Origin of the sequence: Phaeobacter piscinae, from assembly GCF_002407245.1 — a bacterium.
GTDB lineage: Bacteria > Pseudomonadota > Alphaproteobacteria > Rhodobacterales > Rhodobacteraceae > Phaeobacter > Phaeobacter piscinae.
This window is the reverse complement of record NZ_CP010681.1, coordinates 917661-933844: the sequence shown is the minus strand read 5'-3', so window position 1 is coordinate 933844 and position 16184 is coordinate 917661. Positions and strand designations below refer to the sequence as shown.

The 16184-nt window shown below is 60.9% G+C and carries 11 protein-coding genes; 4 read left to right on the top strand and 7 right to left on the bottom strand.

Annotated elements, in window-relative coordinates; genetic code table 11:
• Nucleotides 1–6: 6 nt before the first annotated feature.
• The 5 genes from phaeop14_RS04330 to phaeop14_RS04310 all read right to left on the bottom strand — a co-directional run bounded on the left by phaeop14_RS04330 (nucleotide 7) and on the right by phaeop14_RS04310 (nucleotide 5534).
• Nucleotides 7–1794 (bottom strand): peptidoglycan D,D-transpeptidase FtsI family protein, encoded by a 1788-nt coding sequence (locus phaeop14_RS04330; RefSeq protein ID WP_096788851.1) that lies wholly within the window; start codon nucleotides 1792–1794, stop codon nucleotides 7–9.
• Nucleotides 1791–2165 carry a cell division protein FtsL gene (gene ftsL / locus phaeop14_RS04325; RefSeq protein ID WP_040182022.1) on the bottom strand — a complete coding sequence of 125 codons (375 nt, stop codon included), beginning with the start codon at nucleotides 2163–2165 and terminating at the stop codon, nucleotides 1791–1793. Before ftsL ends, phaeop14_RS04330 begins: the two co-directional genes overlap by 4 nt.
• Nucleotides 2162–3169, bottom strand: a complete 1008-nt coding sequence (gene rsmH / locus phaeop14_RS04320; protein WP_040174208.1) for a 16S rRNA (cytosine(1402)-N(4))-methyltransferase RsmH — start codon at nucleotides 3167–3169, stop codon at nucleotides 2162–2164. The genes ftsL and rsmH overlap by 4 nt, the downstream gene beginning before the upstream one ends.
• 3 nt (nucleotides 3170–3172) lie before the next feature.
• Nucleotides 3173–3640, bottom strand: a complete 468-nt coding sequence (gene mraZ / locus phaeop14_RS04315; RefSeq protein WP_040174211.1) for a division/cell wall cluster transcriptional repressor MraZ — start codon at nucleotides 3638–3640, stop codon at nucleotides 3173–3175.
• Between the two features lie 823 nt (nucleotides 3641–4463).
• Nucleotides 4464–5534 (bottom strand): Mrp/NBP35 family ATP-binding protein, encoded by a 1071-nt coding sequence (locus phaeop14_RS04310; protein ID WP_040174303.1) that lies wholly within the window; start codon nucleotides 5532–5534, stop codon nucleotides 4464–4466.
• Between the two features lie 319 nt (nucleotides 5535–5853).
• On the opposite strand from phaeop14_RS04310, the gene phaeop14_RS04305 reads away from it, so the two are divergent.
• Nucleotides 5854–6072 carry a DUF1127 domain-containing protein gene (locus phaeop14_RS04305; RefSeq protein WP_096788850.1) on the top strand — a complete coding sequence of 73 codons (219 nt, stop codon included), beginning with the start codon at nucleotides 5854–5856 and terminating at the stop codon, nucleotides 6070–6072.
• 356 nt (nucleotides 6073–6428) lie between these two features.
• Here the strand turns inward: phaeop14_RS04305 and phaeop14_RS04300 are convergent, their stop codons facing one another.
• Nucleotides 6429–8792, bottom strand: coding sequence for an ATP-dependent helicase (locus phaeop14_RS04300; protein WP_096790227.1), 2364 nt, complete (start codon nucleotides 8790–8792; stop codon nucleotides 6429–6431).
• A 235-nt stretch (nucleotides 8793–9027) separates the two neighbouring features.
• On the opposite strand from phaeop14_RS04300, the gene phaeop14_RS04295 reads away from it, so the two are divergent.
• The 3 genes from phaeop14_RS04295 (at nucleotide 9028) to phaeop14_RS04285 (ending at nucleotide 15821) form a co-directional block, all read left to right on the top strand.
• Nucleotides 9028–10821, top strand: coding sequence for a sensor domain-containing diguanylate cyclase (locus tag phaeop14_RS04295; protein ID WP_096788849.1), 1794 nt, complete (start codon nucleotides 9028–9030; stop codon nucleotides 10819–10821).
• Between the two features lie 224 nt (nucleotides 10822–11045).
• Entirely contained in the window at nucleotides 11046–12251 is a 1206-nt protein-coding gene (locus tag phaeop14_RS04290) for an alpha-hydroxy acid oxidase (RefSeq protein WP_096788848.1), read from the top strand.
• A 126-nt stretch (nucleotides 12252–12377) separates the two neighbouring features.
• A complete protein-coding gene (locus phaeop14_RS04285) occupies nucleotides 12378–15821 on the top strand; it encodes a pyruvate carboxylase (RefSeq protein WP_040174233.1) in 3444 nt (1147 codons plus the stop codon).
• 115 nt (nucleotides 15822–15936) lie between these two features.
• Here the strand turns inward: phaeop14_RS04285 and phaeop14_RS04280 are convergent, their stop codons facing one another.
• On the bottom strand, nucleotides 15937–16143 hold the full coding sequence (locus phaeop14_RS04280; RefSeq protein WP_040174307.1) for a hypothetical protein: 207 nt from the start codon (nucleotides 16141–16143) through the stop codon (nucleotides 15937–15939).
• Nucleotides 16144–16184 lie beyond the last annotated feature (41 nt).

Genomic DNA, 16184 nt, shown 5'->3' with positions numbered 1-16184 from the left:
ACCTGTTCAGTTTGAGGTGAGGGTTATAGCAGCAAGCCCATCGGGTTCAACTTGTGGTCTAAGCCCCAGAAGCGGCGCAACGCGGCCGATCATTTCACCCGCGACCGGCACAGCTGTCCAGCCTGCGGTGCGGCGCTCCTCACCATGGGCAATGACCGACGGTTCATCCAGCGTCACCACCAACACATATTTCGGATCATGGGCCGGGAACATCGCAGCAAAGGTGGCGATGACCTTGCTCTCGTAATAGCCGCCACGGGGTTTGGGCTTGTCAGAGGTGCCGGTTTTGCCACCGACCTGATAGCCGGGCACCTCGCCAAAACTGGCGGTCCCGCTGGTCACCACCTTGCGCAGCATCGCGCGAGCCTGGCGCGCGGCTTCCGGCGACATGATCCGGTGGCCCAGCTGTGGCCCCTTCTGACGCAGGATGGTGGGGGCAACATATTGGCCGCCATTGGCAATCGCCGCATAGCCCGCCGCCAGATGCATCGGGCTGGTGGACAGCCCATGGCCATAGGAAATCGTCACCGTGCTCAGTTCCCCCCATTTGCGGGGTTTCAGCGGTTTGCCGCCTGCCGCCTCGGCGATCTCAATCGGGGTGGGGTCAAACATGCCCATCGCGCGCAGGAAATCCTGCTGACGCTGCGCGCCAATCTGCAAGGCCAGACGCCCGGTGCCCCGGTTGGAGCTTTTGACGATGATATCGGCGACGCTCAACTTGCCGTAATTCTTGTTATGGAACTCACCAATCGGGAAACGCCCGATTCGCATTGGACCGGAAGTGTCGATAATGGTCTCGGAGTTCACAATTCCTAGATCAACTGCCTGTGCCGCCGTGAAAATCTTGAAGGTCGAACCGAGTTCATAGACCCCCTGCACCGCGCGGTTGAACAGCGGACTGGTAGAGGGATCGAAGCCGGAGGTGGGCGGACGCGGGCGGTCATTGGGGTCAAAATCCGGCAGCGACACGACGGAGATTACCTCGCCGGTGTGGACGTCCATCAGGATCGAGGTCGCTCCCTTGGCGTTCATCAGCTTCATGCCGCCATAAAGCACCTGTTCAGCTGCGGCCTGTACAGTCAGATCCAGCGACAACTTCAGCGGGCGCCCGCCATTGGCCGGGTCGCGCAGGTAGTCGTCAAACTGCTTTTCAACACCTGCCACGCCGATCACCTCAGCCGCGCTGACGCCTTCCTTGCCGAAACCGGCGCCGCCCAGCACATGCGCCGCGACACTGCCATTGGGATAAAGCCGCATCTCGCGGGGGCCAAACAGCAGGCCGGGATCACCGATATCATGCACCGCCTGTTTCTGCTCGGGGCTGATTTTCTTTTTGATCCATATAAACTTACGCTTGCCGGTGAAGTCGCTGACCAAACGCTCCAGCTCCAGATCGGGGAAAATCTCAACGAGGCGTCGAGCGGCCCCTTCCGGATCCACCATCTGCGGCGGCTGAGCATAGAGCGAATGGGTTTCAAAATTGGTCGCCAAAATGCGGCCCTTGCGGTCGACGATATCGGCACGCTGCATGGCGATGGCGCTGCCCGGCGCGCTGGCGACTGGCTCAACCGGTTCGGAGGTGGCCAGCGTCGCCATCCGCGCGCCAATCGCGGTAAAGGCGCAGAGGAAAAACATCCCCAGCACCAGCAGGCGCCCCTCGGCGCGCTGGCGGGATTGGGCCTGCATCTCCGCATGACGCTGGCGTAGATTCTCCCGTTCGATGGCGTCCGGGTTCTCGCCACGTGCGCGCGCTGTCAAAACCCGGGCCAAGGGGCGCAGCGGCGTGCGGATCATGGCTGCGTCCCCGTGGCGGTCTGGCCATTGGTCCCAAGCGAGGAAACCTCAACCCCGTTGGTGAAATCCAGCCGCTCATCCTCTTGCGGGGGATAGGCGACCTCATCCACGCGGCCAAATTGTTCCGGGCGCAGCGGCAGCAGGCTGAGGCGATCAAAGTTCAGCTCCGCCAGTTCGCGCAGGCGATCCGGGCGGTTGAGATAGGCCCATTCGGCGCGCAACACACTCAGCCGGACCTGGGAGGCACCGATCTGGCGTTGCAGGCTGCGGGTCTCCTTCAGCACCTGCTGAGTGGTGTAATTCTCGCGGTAAGCCCAGAACGCCAACCCAAAGACAGCCAGACAGGTGGCGATATAAAGCAGCGTCTTCATGAGCGTTTGTTTCTCCCCTGCGCCTGCTTCAGCTGGGGCATGCCGATGTCCTTGGCGCTGATGGCAATCGGCGCGGCCTCGGTGCGGCGTCCGACCCGCAAGCGTGCAGAGCGGGAGCGCGGGTTTTCGGCCAGTTCGTCATCATCGGGGCCCACCGCCTTGCGGGTGACCAGTGTGAACTGCGAGGGGGTCTCCTCCACCTCGGGCGCGTAGCGGTTGGCACGGCCGGTCTTGCCGGCGCGATGCTGGAAAAAGCGTTTGACCATGCGGTCCTCGATCGAATGAAACGTCACAACCGCCAGCAATCCGCCGGGTTTCAGCGCGCGCTCAGCGGCCAGAAGCCCCTCGAACAGCTCCTCGTATTCGGCGTTCACCGCAATGCGCAGCCCCTGAAAGCTGCGGGTGGCAGGATGTGACTGGCCGGGTTTGGAGCGCGGCAGGCAGCCTTCGATAATGCCAGCCAGTTGCAGCGTGGTGGTGATCGGCGCTTCGGTCCGGGCCTTCACGATGGCGCGGGCGATACGGCGGCTGGCGCGTTCTTCCCCAAAGAGGAACAGGATATCGGCCAAGGCGGCCTCATCCAGCTCCGCAACCAGATCAGCTGCCGAGGGGCCATCCTGCGACATCCGCATATCCAGCGGCCCGTCGCGCATAAAGGAAAAGCCGCGTTCGGCCAGATCCAGCTGCATGGAGGAGACGCCAAGGTCCAGCACAACGCCATCAAGATCCTGCGCATAGTCGTCCATGCGGGAGAACACTCCCTGTTGCAGGCTCAGACGGCCAGCATAGTCGCCGATCCAGCCGTCGGCCATTTCAAAGGCCAGCGGATCGCGGTCGACGCCAATGACATGATCCGCGCCCGCCTCCAGCAGGCCACGGCTATAGCCCCCGGCCCCAAAGGTGCCATCAAGCCAGCGCCCGGTGACCGGCGCCACCGCTTTCAGCAGCGGACGCAGAAGAACCGGTACGTGAGGACCGGTTGAGGTTGGGCGGTCCGTTGTCATGGATCAAGCGCCTCCGGCGCCGTCGAGGAGTTCCATCGGGTCGAAATCCTCGGGCAGATCATCCATCCACTCCTCAGATTTCGCCAGCTCTTCCTCTTCATAGGTTTCAGGCTTCCAGATCTGGAATGTATCGCCGGCCGCGATAAAGAAGGCTTCGGCCTCCAGATCAATCTTGTTGCGCAGCTTGGCAGGCAGCACCAGGCGCCCAGTTTCATCAACGGTGGTCGGGAAGGACTGACCGTGGAACATGCGCTGCAACATTTTGCGCGGCATTGAGCCTCGCGGCAAGGCATCAATTTTGGCGTCGACTTCCGCGATCGCCTCCATCGTGTAACATTCGAGAAAATTGCGACGATGATCACCGTAGACGATCACCAGTTCGGGGTTGCTGCCGGATTGCCAGTTGGGATCGCCCGCTTCCAGAACACGGCGAAAGGAGGCCGGAATCGAGACCCGCCCCTTTGTATCCACCTTATGGTGGCTTTCACCTCTGAACCTACGGCCCAATCTATCGTCCCTTTTTTCAGCGTCCCTCGTGCCGAAGCGATCCCCAGAAGCAAAAGGGGCGGGCTGATCTGCTGCCACTGATCAACCCGCCTCCCTAATCCCGACGTGCGGGGTGTCCGACTGCGCGCGCCACCTGGGGGGATGTCTGCTCGCTCGCGCGCCGGATCTCTCTATTTTCGATGAAAGCGAAGGCCTGTATGAAACCTGCTTCTTAGTAGTCTTGGTTGGGGTCGTTTGGTGCCCCTGCTCTTCGTCTCATTCGATAAACTAGGGATACTATGGGAAAACGTGGGCCACAACTGTTTTCTGTGGACCCTCCTGCCGCATGTAGATAATGCCGCGCCGATTCTACGGAGAGGAATCGATAATTTTCCCAGTGATAGATTAAGTGATCGCAAAACCCACTACATATAGGTGTGATCGTCGATCTGAAAAAAGTGCCATGATTTCCCAGATATTCTGGAAAGAGATCTGGAGAATCCATGTGTTCCCCATTCGTTCACATGGCGCCACCCGTATCGGATATTAGAAACGGCCTGATTTTGCCGATATCCCTGAATAATCGCACCGTAATGACACAGTGATTCGGAGTAGCGGCGGCAAAACATGCGCGCACGCCCATAAATTCCCACCGGCCCCATGAATTCCCATGGCTCCCATAATTTCCCAGGCAGCCCTTAGTTTCCCAAGGTCGGCCCGGCGGTCAGATTGCAGTGAGACCCGAGAAAAGCACCTGCGGGTAAGACCGGCCTTCAGCAGGCCGGTCGATTGGCGATCAGATAGTGTGTCAGGCCATACCGCCGCGGATCAGCCCTTCGGCCATTTTGGCGTAGGCCTGCGCCATCACGCCGTCACCGGCCGCAATCGGCGTGCCATTATCGCCTGCCAACCGGGTTTCAAGATCAATCGGCAGCGCGCCCAACAGCGGCACGCCAAGGCGCTCCGCTTCCGCAGCGACCCCACCATGGCCAAAGATGTGATGCTCGCCACCGCAGTCCGGGCAGGCGAAGAAGGACATATTCTCAATCAGGCCCAGCACGGGGGTCTTTAGGGTGTTGAACATGTCGAGCGCTTTGCGCGCATCGAGGAGCGCCACATCTTGCGGCGTGGAAACCACGATGGCGCCGGACAACTCCGCCTTCGTGCAGAGGGTCAGCTGCACATCGCCGGTGCCGGGCGGCAGGTCCACGATCAGCACGTCGAGTTCACCCCAGTTCACCTGCCCCAGCATCTGCTGCAACGCGCCCATCAGCATCGGGCCGCGCCAGACCACGGCCTTGGCCTCATCCACCATGAAGCCGATGGACATCAAGGTGACGCCATGGGCGTGCAGCGGTTCAATGATTTTGCCATCCGGGCTGGCGGGGCGGCCACTGGCGCCCATCATGCGCGGCTGGCTCGGTCCATATATATCCGCATCCAGCAACCCCACCTTGCGGCCCTGCCGCGTCAGAGCCACGGCGAGATTGGCGCTGACGGTGGATTTGCCCACGCCGCCCTTGCCCGAACCAACCGCAAGAATGCGTTTGACACCACTGGGTTTCAGCGGCCCCTGCTGCGGTTTGGGATGACCGCCCAGTTTCAGGGTCGGCGCCGGTTTGGCGGCCGCGTCCGCATGAGCGGTCAGTGCAGCGGACACGCTGTCCACCCCCGGCAAGGCCAGAACAGTGGCCTCGGCAGCGCGGCGCAGCGGCTCCATCTGGGCGGCGATCTGCGGATTGGGGGCCTCGATCACGAAACTGACGCGCCCGCCATCAACCATCACCGCGCGCAGCATGTCACGTGAGACCAGCGTGCCGCCATCGGGCAGCTGCAGCCGCGCAAGGGCGTCGCGAATCTCTTCCTGGGTGGGGGTCATGGCCGGTCTCCTCATGGTTTCCAGCCATATAAGACCTGCCGCGACCAAGCCCAAGGCCGCATTGCAATGAGAGACCGCGCCGATCAAGGCAGGCGCCATGGCACGCCGCTTCACGCCCCGCCCGGTTTTTGAGCGCCTGACCGCTCCTTGATGCATAACTCAGCAGGATCAACCCCGTTTCCCTTAGGAAACCCATGCATTTGCTGCATAGCAGAAATGCCCCTTTCAGGGATTGTGCGCTCGCAGCATTATCATATTTATGGGGTCAAGCGAGGCCGGAAACGGCCAGACACACACACAGACGTTAAGGACAACACCGATGGCCGCTGTTGATAATATGACAACCCGTAAAGGCGCTCTGGCCTTCAGCCCGCGCGCCGTGTTTGACGAACTGAAAGGCAAGATTGCACGCTACCGCCTGTTTCGCCAGACCATGAATGAGCTGTCGACGCTCTCTGGTCGCGAACTGGCAGATCTGGGGCTGAGCCGCTCCATGCTGCGCAGCGTTGCCTATGAGGCCGCCTACGGCACGAAATAAAGAGTTCAGGCTCTCTTCTCCTCCTCCCTTGAGGGCCTGTAATCGCGGTGACATCCTCCTCCTCCCTGATGTCACCGCACCCTATACCGGCGTCATAGCCGGATCCTGATACACCATGCCTCCTCCTCCCTGATGGTATGGTGTTGCACAGAACGGCGGTGCCCTCCTCCTCCCTGGCACCGCCGTTTTTTTGTGCCTTATGGCCTGCACCGCAGTCCCTCCCACTGATCACCGGCCGCAAAAAAGGCGCCGACAGAATGTCGACGCCTGATCTGTTGTGGCTGCTATGTCGGCCCTCTTCACTGCGACGACCAATAGATGTGATCCATCACGGCAAGGTCCCACCGAGGCGTGGATTAAAAGGGCACGTCCTCCGCTGCGGAGACAAAGCGGGCGACGACTTTCTTGGTGCCAGCCTTCTCGAAATCCACCTCCAGTTTGTCGCCTTCGATCCCGGTGATCGCGCCATAGCCAAATTTCTGGTGAAACACCCGCTCCCCGACCATGAAGGCGGATGTCGCGGTGAGGTCGATGACGCTGGATTTGCTTTCCTTGGGCTGTGACAGACCACGCTCACCGGCGCGGGATTGCATGCGCTTCCAGCCGGGCGAGTTGTACCCGTCGGCGGCTGCCATGCGATCCTCAATCGTGGAGCGCACCGCCCCACCACCACCGCCGGGGGCCGCAGCCCCGTAGCCGCCACCATAAAGACCGGGCGGGGTCAGCACCTCCACATGTTCTTCCGGCAGCTCATCAATGAAGCGGGAGGGCAGCTGTGACTGCCATTGCCCAAAGACGCGGCGATTGCCGGCAAAGGAGATGGTGCAGATTTCCTCGGCCCGGGTGATGCCGACATAGGCCAAACGGCGCTCCTCCTCGAGGCCCTTCAGGCCGCTTTCATCCATGGAGCGCTGCGAAGGGAACAGCCCATCCTCCCAGCCAGGCAAGAACACAGCCGGAAATTCCAACCCTTTGGCGGCGTGCAGTGTCATGATCGACACCTTTTGGGCGGCGTCCTGTTTGTCATTGTCCATGATCAGACTGACATGTTCGAGGAAGCCTTGCAGGTTTTCAAACGCCTCCAGCGCCTTCACCAGTTCCTTGAGGTTTTCCAGACGCCCCGGCGAATCCGGGTTTTTGTCGGTCTGCCACATGGTGGTGTAGCCGCTTTCATCCAGAATGGTTTCGGCCAGCTCCATATGGGTCATATCCGCATCCCCCGCCAGACGCCCCCAGCGGGCAAGGTCGGTGACCAGCTGGCGCAGGGCATTGCCACCCTTCCCCTTGATCTGGCCGGATTCAACCGCAAGCCGCGCGCCCTCCACCAGGGAGACGCCATTGCTGCGCGCCATGGTCTGAATGGTCTGCTGCGCCTTATCGCCAAGGCCGCGCTTCGGCGTGTTGACGATCCGCTCAAAGGCAAGATCATCGTCAGCACTGACCACCAGCCGGAAATAGGCCATGGCATCGCGAATTTCGAGCCGCTCATAAAAGCGTGGCCCGCCAATGACCCGGTACGGCAAGCCGATGGTCAGAAACCGATCCTCAAAGGCGCGCATCTGATGCGAGGCCCGGACGAGGATGGCCATATTGTTGAGATCGACCGGCGCCAGGCCACGGGTGCCGCGCTGCATCGCCTCAATCTCCTCGCCGATCCAGCGGGCCTCCTCCTCGCCGTCCCAATGACCGATCAGGCGGACCTTCTCGCCGCCGCGCGCCTCGGTCCACAGCTCCTTGCCCAGACGGCCGGAATTGCCACGGATCACACCAGAGGCGGCGCTGAGAATATGTTCAGTCGAGCGGTAGTTTTGTTCCAGCCGCACCACATTGGCGCCGGGAAAATCCTTTTCAAACCGCAGGATATTGCCCACCTCTGCGCCGCGCCAGCCATAGATCGACTGATCATCGTCACCGACGCAGCAGATGTTCTTATGGGCGCCCGCCAGCAGCCGCAGCCAGAGGTACTGCGCCACGTTGGTATCCTGATATTCGTCCACCATGATGAAGCGGAACCAACGCTGATATTGCTCCAGCACATCCGGGTTATCCTGAAATATGGTGACCATATGCAGCAGTAGATCACCAAAATCGACCGCGTTCAGATCCTTCAGCCGCGCCTGATACTGGGCGTAGAAATCCACGCCGCGATGGTTGTAGGCACTGGCATCGGACACCGGCACTTTCGACGGCGTCAGCGCGCGGTTTTTCCAATCGTCTATGACACCTGCCAGCATGCGCGCGGGCCAGCGTTTGTCATCAATGCCTTCCGCCTTGATCAGCTGTTTCAGCAGGCGGATCTGATCATCGGTATCCAGAATGGTGAAATTGGATTTGAGCCCGACCAATTCGGCATGGCGGCGCAGCAGCTTCACGCAGATCGAATGGAAGGTGCCAAGCCAGGGCATCCCCTCAACCGCCTGCCCCAACATGCCTGCAACCCGCTCCTTCATCTCGCGCGCGGCCTTGTTGGTAAAGGTCACAGCAAGGATCTCATTTGGTTTGGCGATGCCCGTGGTCAGAAGATGCACGATGCGCGCAGTCAGCGCCTTCGTCTTGCCGGTGCCGGCCCCGGCCAGCATCAGCACAGGTCCCTCCAGGCATTCAACGGCGGCCCGCTGTGCCGGGTTCAGCCCGTCGAGATACGGCATCGGCCGCGCTGCCATGGCGCGCGCGGACAGCGAGATCCCCTCATAGGGGTCGATATCGTCAAAACTGCTCATGAGCGGGACATTAGCGCGATTCAATCCCGGCGGAAAGAGGGCGTTCACAGTCTGTTCCACCCCAAATTCACGGTACGAGATGTGGCGCTTGTGCCGCCTGCGGGATGTCAGCGCCGTGCCAAGAAAGACCGCGCGGTGAGGCATTAACGTTTTCTAAAACCCATTCAGGCACCGTGTTTTCATCTACAGGTTGTTTTTTTGACACTCAACATCCGGCAAGGCAGACCAGCGCATTATGAAAAAAGCACTGACCTTAAGTATTGTGGATAGACTACGTGGTCTGTCCCTGTTGCTCATGCTGATTGCCGCCACAGCGGTTTCGACCTGGGCCGTACTTGCAGTCCCTGGCCCGGTTGTCGACAGGATGCTTGAGGCGGACATCCGCCAGCAAGCGGAACTCTGGCAGCGCCGTGTCACACTACATATGGCCGATGCTGAATCCGCCTTTGAGGAGGGGATTATCCAGCCGCAGGACGCCTCGCTGCTGACTCTGTTTACCGAAGAAACCGACGTTTACCGCTATCGCCTACTGACCAGTGCAGGCGAGATTTTCTGGTCGTCGCGCAGTGATGAGATTGGGGAATTCGAATCCAATGTCTTTTTCTCAACTCAGGTCTCTCGTGGAGAAACCTATTACGACAGCGACACGGTGCCCGTGTTTGAGGTCGACAACTCACCCCTTAGCGGCAGCTACACTGAAGAGCTGACCCGAGAGGTCGCCCGCATCTACGTCCCGCTGATGCACAATGGTCATTTTGACGGTGCCATCGATTTTCACACTGATATCACCGACCTTCGCACCACATTCATACAGCTAGCCCGGTTGCTGGTCGCTCTGCTGACCGGTATTGCCCTGGCGGCGATGACAATTGCCGCTTATGTGATTTTCAAATCGAACCGGTTTCGGATGAACCAGCTGCGTCAGCGCAGTGAAACCGAACGTGAAATTCTGGACGAACAGCTGCGGTTGGCCCGCGAGGTGCAGCTGCTGGGCGAACTGAACGAATGGTTACAATCCAGCCGTTCACTGGATGAACTGTTTGACATGGTTGCGCGCTTCATGACCCATATCCTGCCCACCGCAGAGGGCAGCGTCTATGTCTACTCCAACTCACGCGATGTGCTGGATGGCTGCGCCAGCTGGAATGGCGGCACCCACAAAGATCACATTCACCCGGAAGAATGCTGGGGGTTGCGCCGTGGCCGCACCTATGAATTTGGCGCCTCGGAGATTGATTTTGTCTGCGGACACGCTGAGCCTCATGATGGTCGCGCCTATTACTGCTTCCCGATCCTCGCGCATGGGGAAACGGTTGGCCTGATGCATCTGCGCGCATTGACGGATGCAACCGAGGCTTTCATCAATAGCAAGAAACTGGCCCAGATGTGCGCGGAACAGATCTCCATGGCCATCGCCAATGTGCGCATGCGCGATCAATTGCATGATCAGTCTGTACGTGACCCGCTCACCGGCCTGTTTAACCGCCGCCATATGACCGAGACCCTGCGCAAGAGCATCAACAACAGCCAGAATGCCGGTACGCCACTCAGCATCATTGCCGTGGATGTGGATCACTTCAAGAAGTTCAACGACAACCACGGCCATGACGCTGGCGATATGGTTTTGCGCGCCGTCGGCTCGGTGCTGGAACAGGCCTGCGACGGCGACGAAGTCGCCTGCCGCCCCGGAGGCGAGGAATTCACCCTGATCCTACCAGGCGCCAGCCAGGAAGATGTCATGACCAAGGCAGAGCTGTTGCGCCAAGCCGTGGAAGCCATCGTTGTGCGCTATGGAGAGAAGGCGCTCCCGGCGATTTCGATCTCACTTGGCGTCGCTCATTATCCGCGCCACGGCACCATGCCGCAGGATCTACTGCGGGCATCGGATGAAGCGCTTTACGAGGCGAAGGCAAAGGGCCGCAACCAGGTCTGCGTCGCATCCTCAGCAGAGCAGGCTCCGCGTGATCCAGCGGCGCAGAACATAAAGCCAAAGCCTCCCGGGTCCGACAGCCCGATCGCTGCCGAGTAATACGGGCGCACGCTGCAACGGTGGCGCGACCTCGCATCAATCATGGCCTGTCAGATGCTCGTGAGGCAGTACATCACACCATGGCGTCGTCACACCGCATTTGAGCAGCTGATGTCAGAAGGTCGAGGAACAACAGGCCAGAGTAAACAGACCCAGCACGAATAGTTACAAAATTGTTTCAAACCCGCACTCGGCACTAGACTTTTGCTGCAAGGCAGCGACAAATGCGCGGCATGGATCTGCACCAGCGTTATCCCGCTCTCAGTGACCTTCGCCAGCGCGCCCGGCGGCGCCTGCCGCGGTTCGTTTGGGAGTATCTGGACAGCGGCACCGGGACCGAGGCAACCAAGGTCCGCAACCGTGCTGCGCTGGATCTGCTGGGGTTTTCGCCGTCTATCCTGCATGGGCCTCAGCAGACCAATCTGCGCCGTCGCTTTCTGGGCGTTGACCGGCCACTGCCGTTTGGTGTGGCGCCAGTTGGCATGTCCGGGCTGATCTGGCCGGATGCGGAACGGTTGCTGGCGCGCTGCGCTGCGGCACAGGGCCTGCCCTATTGCCTGTCCACCGTGGCCAGCCAGTCGCCCGAGGATCTTGTGGATGATTTGGGGGCCGCGCCGTGGTTCCAGCTCTACCCGCCGAAGGCCCCTGACATCCGCCGAGATCTGCTGGCGCGCGCCAAGGCCGCCGGATTTGCCGGGCTGGTGCTGACCGTGGATGTGCCTGTCGCCTCCCGGCGGGAACGGCAGACCCGCTCCGGGCTGACGCAGCCGCCGCGGCTGACACCCCGGTTGCTGGCGCAGGTTGCCATGCGACCGGCCTGGGCGATGGGCATGGCACGCCGTGGCCTGCCACATATGCGGACACTGGACAAATATGTGAGCGGAGCGGGCGCAAGCCTGTCATCAACAGCCCATGTCGGCTACCTGCTGCGCACCTCACCGGACTGGGAATATGTGCAGTGGCTGCGCGACCATTGGGATGGCCCGCTGATCATCAAGGGGGTGATGCGCGCAGAGGATGCAGCGCCGCTGGAGGCAATCGGCGCCGATGCGCTGTGGGTGTCCAACCATGCGGGCCGCCAATTCGACGCCGCCCCCTCCACGATCGAGGCCCTGCCAGGCATTCGCGCTGCCACCCGCCTGCCGCTGATATTCGACAGCGGGATCGAGAGCGGGCTGGATATTTTGCGCGCGCTGGCACTGGGGGCCGACTATGTGATGCTGGGCCGCGCCTTCCACTTTGCGCTCGCCGCACTTGGGCCACGGGGGCCGGATCATCTGGTGGATATTCTGCGCAAGGATCTGGAGGCCAATATGGGGCAACTGGGCCTTGAGACACTGTCTGCGCTGCCCCAACCACTGGCACTTGCGTCGTTTGCCACCCCGTTCACGACAAATAGGTCCGATACGGACATAAATGCACCGCCATAAATGCGAATTATGCCGGTTTCTGGCCTCAGGTCAGCGCTATCACGCTGGTCATACCCAGAACTACGTCTATACCGGACCCTAATTTGCGCTTATCACTTCGCCAAACTGCACGACCCCGAGGACGCCATGACCGACTTCAAGAAAATCCTGATCGCCAACCGCGGCGAGATCGCCATCCGCGTCATGCGGGCAGCCAATGAGATGGGCAAGAAGACGGTGGCCGTCTATGCCGAAGAGGACAAGCTGGGCCTGCACCGGTTCAAGGCAGATGAAGCCTATCGGATAGGAGAAGGCATGGGGCCGGTTGCGGCCTATCTGTCGATTGATGAGATTATCCGTGTCGCGAAGGAATGCGGCGCCGATGCGATCCACCCCGGATACGGCCTGTTGTCCGAAAACCCGGACTTTGTGGATGCCTGCGCCCGCAACGGCATCACCTTCATCGGGCCGAAGGCGGAAACCATGCGCGCCCTTGGCGACAAGGCTTCGGCGCGCCGCGTCGCGATTGAGGCCGATGTGCCAGTGATCCCGGCCACCGAGGTATTGGGCAATGATATGGACGCGATCCGCAAGGAAGCGGCTGAGGTCGGCTACCCGCTGATGCTGAAGGCCTCCTGGGGTGGTGGTGGTCGTGGCATGCGCCCCATTCACAGCGAAGATGAGCTGGAAGAAAAAGTGCTGGAAGGCCGCCGTGAGGCAGAAGCCGCATTCGGCAATGGTGAGGGCTATCTGGAGAAGATGATCACCCGCGCCCGTCACGTTGAGGTGCAGATCCTTGGCGACAAGCACGGTGAAATCTACCATCTTTATGAGCGGGACTGCTCGGTTCAGCGCCGCAACCAGAAAGTGGTTGAACGCGCCCCTGCCCCCTATCTGACAGAGGAGCAGCGCGCAGAGATCTGCGATCTGGGCCGCAAGATCTGCCAGCATGTGAACTATGAATGCGCGGGCACCGTCGAATTCCTGATGGATATGAACGACGGCAAATTCTACTTCATCGAGGTAAACCCGCGGGTCCAGGTGGAACATACGGTCACCGAGGAAGTCACCGGCATCGACATCGTGCAGGCGCAGATCCTGATCGCCGAGGGCAAGACCATTGCCGAGGCCACCGGCAAGGCATCGCAAGATGAAATCCGCCTCAATGGCCATGCGCTGCAAACACGGGTCACCACTGAGGATCCGCTCAACAACTTCATTCCCGACTATGGCCGCATCACCGCTTACCGCTCGGCCACCGGCATGGGCATCCGTCTGGATGGTGGCACCGCTTATGCGGGCGGGGTGATCACGCGCTACTACGATTCACTGCTGACCAAAGTAACCGCCAAGGCGCCAACACCTGAAAAAGCTATTGCCCGCATGGATCGCGCGCTGCGCGAATTCCGGGTGCGCGGTGTCAGCACCAATATCGCCTTCGTCGAGAACCTGCTGAAACACCCGACCTTCCTGTCGAATGAATACACCACCAAATTCATCGACGAGACGCCGGAACTGTTCCAGTTCGCCAAGCGCCGCGACCGGGGCACCAAAGTGCTGACCTATATCGCCGATATCTCGGTCAACGGGCATCCTGAAACCGAAGGCCGCGCCGCGCCCCATGCCGATTTGAAAGAGCCGCGCGCGCCCAAGGCGGATGCCGCAACGCAGCCCTACGGCACCCGCAACCTGCTGGAGCAGAAGGGTGCGCAGGCGGTGGCCGACTGGATGAAAGCACAGCGCCAGCTGCTGCTGACAGACACCACCATGCGCGACGGCCACCAGTCGCTGCTGGCGACCCGGATGCGTTCGATCGACATGATCAAGGTGGCCCCGGCCTATGCGCAGAACCTCAGCCAGCTGTTCTCGGTTGAGTGCTGGGGCGGCGCGACATTCGACGTGGCCTACCGCTTCCTGCAGGAATGCCCCTGGCAGCGTCTGCGCGATCTGCGCGAGCGGATGCCGAACCTGATGACCCAGATGCTGCTGCGCGCCTCCAACGGGGTTGGCTACACCAACTACCCCGACAATGTGGTGCAGGAATTCGTGCGTCAGGCCGCGACCACCGGCGTGGATGTGTTTCGCGTATTTGACAGCCTGAACTGGGTTGAAAACATGCGTGTCGCCATGGATGCCGTGGTTGAGAGCGGCAAGATCTGCGAAGGCACGATCTGCTACACCGGTGATATCCTCGATCCGAACCGGGCCAAATACGACCTCAAATATTATGTCGGCATGGCCAAGGAGCTGGAAGCCGCAGGCGCGCATATTCTGGGCCTCAAAGACATGGCCGGCCTGTTGAAGCCAGCGGCCGCCCGCCAGCTGGTCAAGGCGCTGAAGGAAGAGGTTGGCCTGCCGGTGCATTTCCACACCCATGACACCTCCGGTGTGGCGGGTGCCACCATTCTGGCGGCCGCTGATGCGGGCGTGGATGCAGTGGATGCAGCGATGGATGCCTTCAGTGGCGGCACCTCGCAGCCCTGCCTCGGCTCCATCGTCGAAGCGCTGCGCAATACCGACCGCGATACCGGTATCGACATTGCCGCCGTGCGCGAAATCTCCGGTTACTGGGAGCAGGTGCGGGCGCATTATGTGGCCTTCGAGAGCGGTCTCGCCGCGCCTGCATCTGAGGTCTACCTGCACGAGATGCCCGGTGGTCAGTTCACCAACCTGAAAGCACAGGCCCGGTCGCTGGGTCTGGAAGAGAAATGGTCGGATGTGGCGCAGACCTATGCCGATGTGAACCAGATGTTTGGCGACATTGTGAAGGTGACGCCATCGTCCAAGGTGGTTGGCGATATGGCGCTGATGATGGTGTCCCAAGGGCTGACCCGCGATGATGTTGAGGATCCGAAGACCGATGTGGCCTTCCCCGACTCGGTGGTGGACATGATGCGCGGCAATCTGGGCCAGCCTCCGGGCGGCTTCCCTGAAGCGATCGTCTCCAAGGTACTGAAAGGCGATGCCCCCAATCTGGAACGCCCCGGCGCCCATCTCGCCCCGGTGGATCTGGAAGCGACCCGCGCCGAACTGTCCAAGGAGCTGGAAGGCAAAGAGGTCGATGATGAGGATCTGAACGGCTACCTGATGTATCCCAAGGTCTTCCTCGATTACATGGGCCGCCACCGGACCTATGGCCCGGTCCGCAGCCTGCCCACCCGCACCTTCTTCTACGGGATGGAACCGGGCGAGGAGATCACTGCCGAAATCGATCCCGGCAAGACGTTGGAAATCCGCCTGCAGGCGATTGGCGACACTGACGACAAGGGGGAGGTCAAAGTCTTCTTTGAACTGAACGGTCAGCCCCGCGTCATTCGCGTCCCGAACCGTCTGGTCAAGGCCACCACCCAGGCCAACCCGAAGGCCGAGCAGGGCAACCCCAATCACATCGGTGCGCCGATGCCGGGTGTTGTGGCCTCCGTAGCGGTGCAGGTTGGTCAGCCGGTGCATGAGGGCGATATGCTCCTGACCATCGAGGCGATGAAGATGGAGACCGGCATCCACGCCGAACGTGATGCGGTGGTGAAGGCCGTGCATGTCCAACCCGGTGGTCAGATCGACGCCAAGGATCTGCTGATCGAGCTGGAGTGATCGCCGCCAGCGTCTGTCACGGATGGCAGGCAATGCGAATATCATATAGAGGCGTCCCTCAGATCGGGGGCGCCTTTTTCCCGTCAGATGGTGCGTGCTGCCAGATGCGTGATGGTCAGATCAGCGCCTGTGTCTCAATCGCGGGCGGCTGCATCACCGGGGCCTCGGCGGAATGAAGACCCGCGGCCTGTCCACCGGCGGTGAGTTTGACGCCGATTGCCAGACAAATGGCAACGGTCAGACCCAGAATACGCAGGGTATCCAGCCGGTCGTCCAAGGATGTGCCCAGCCGGTCACGCAGCGGTGTGCTTAGCAGTGTCATCAAGCGGCTCCCTTTTCGGTTTCGCAGATCTGTCTGCGGGT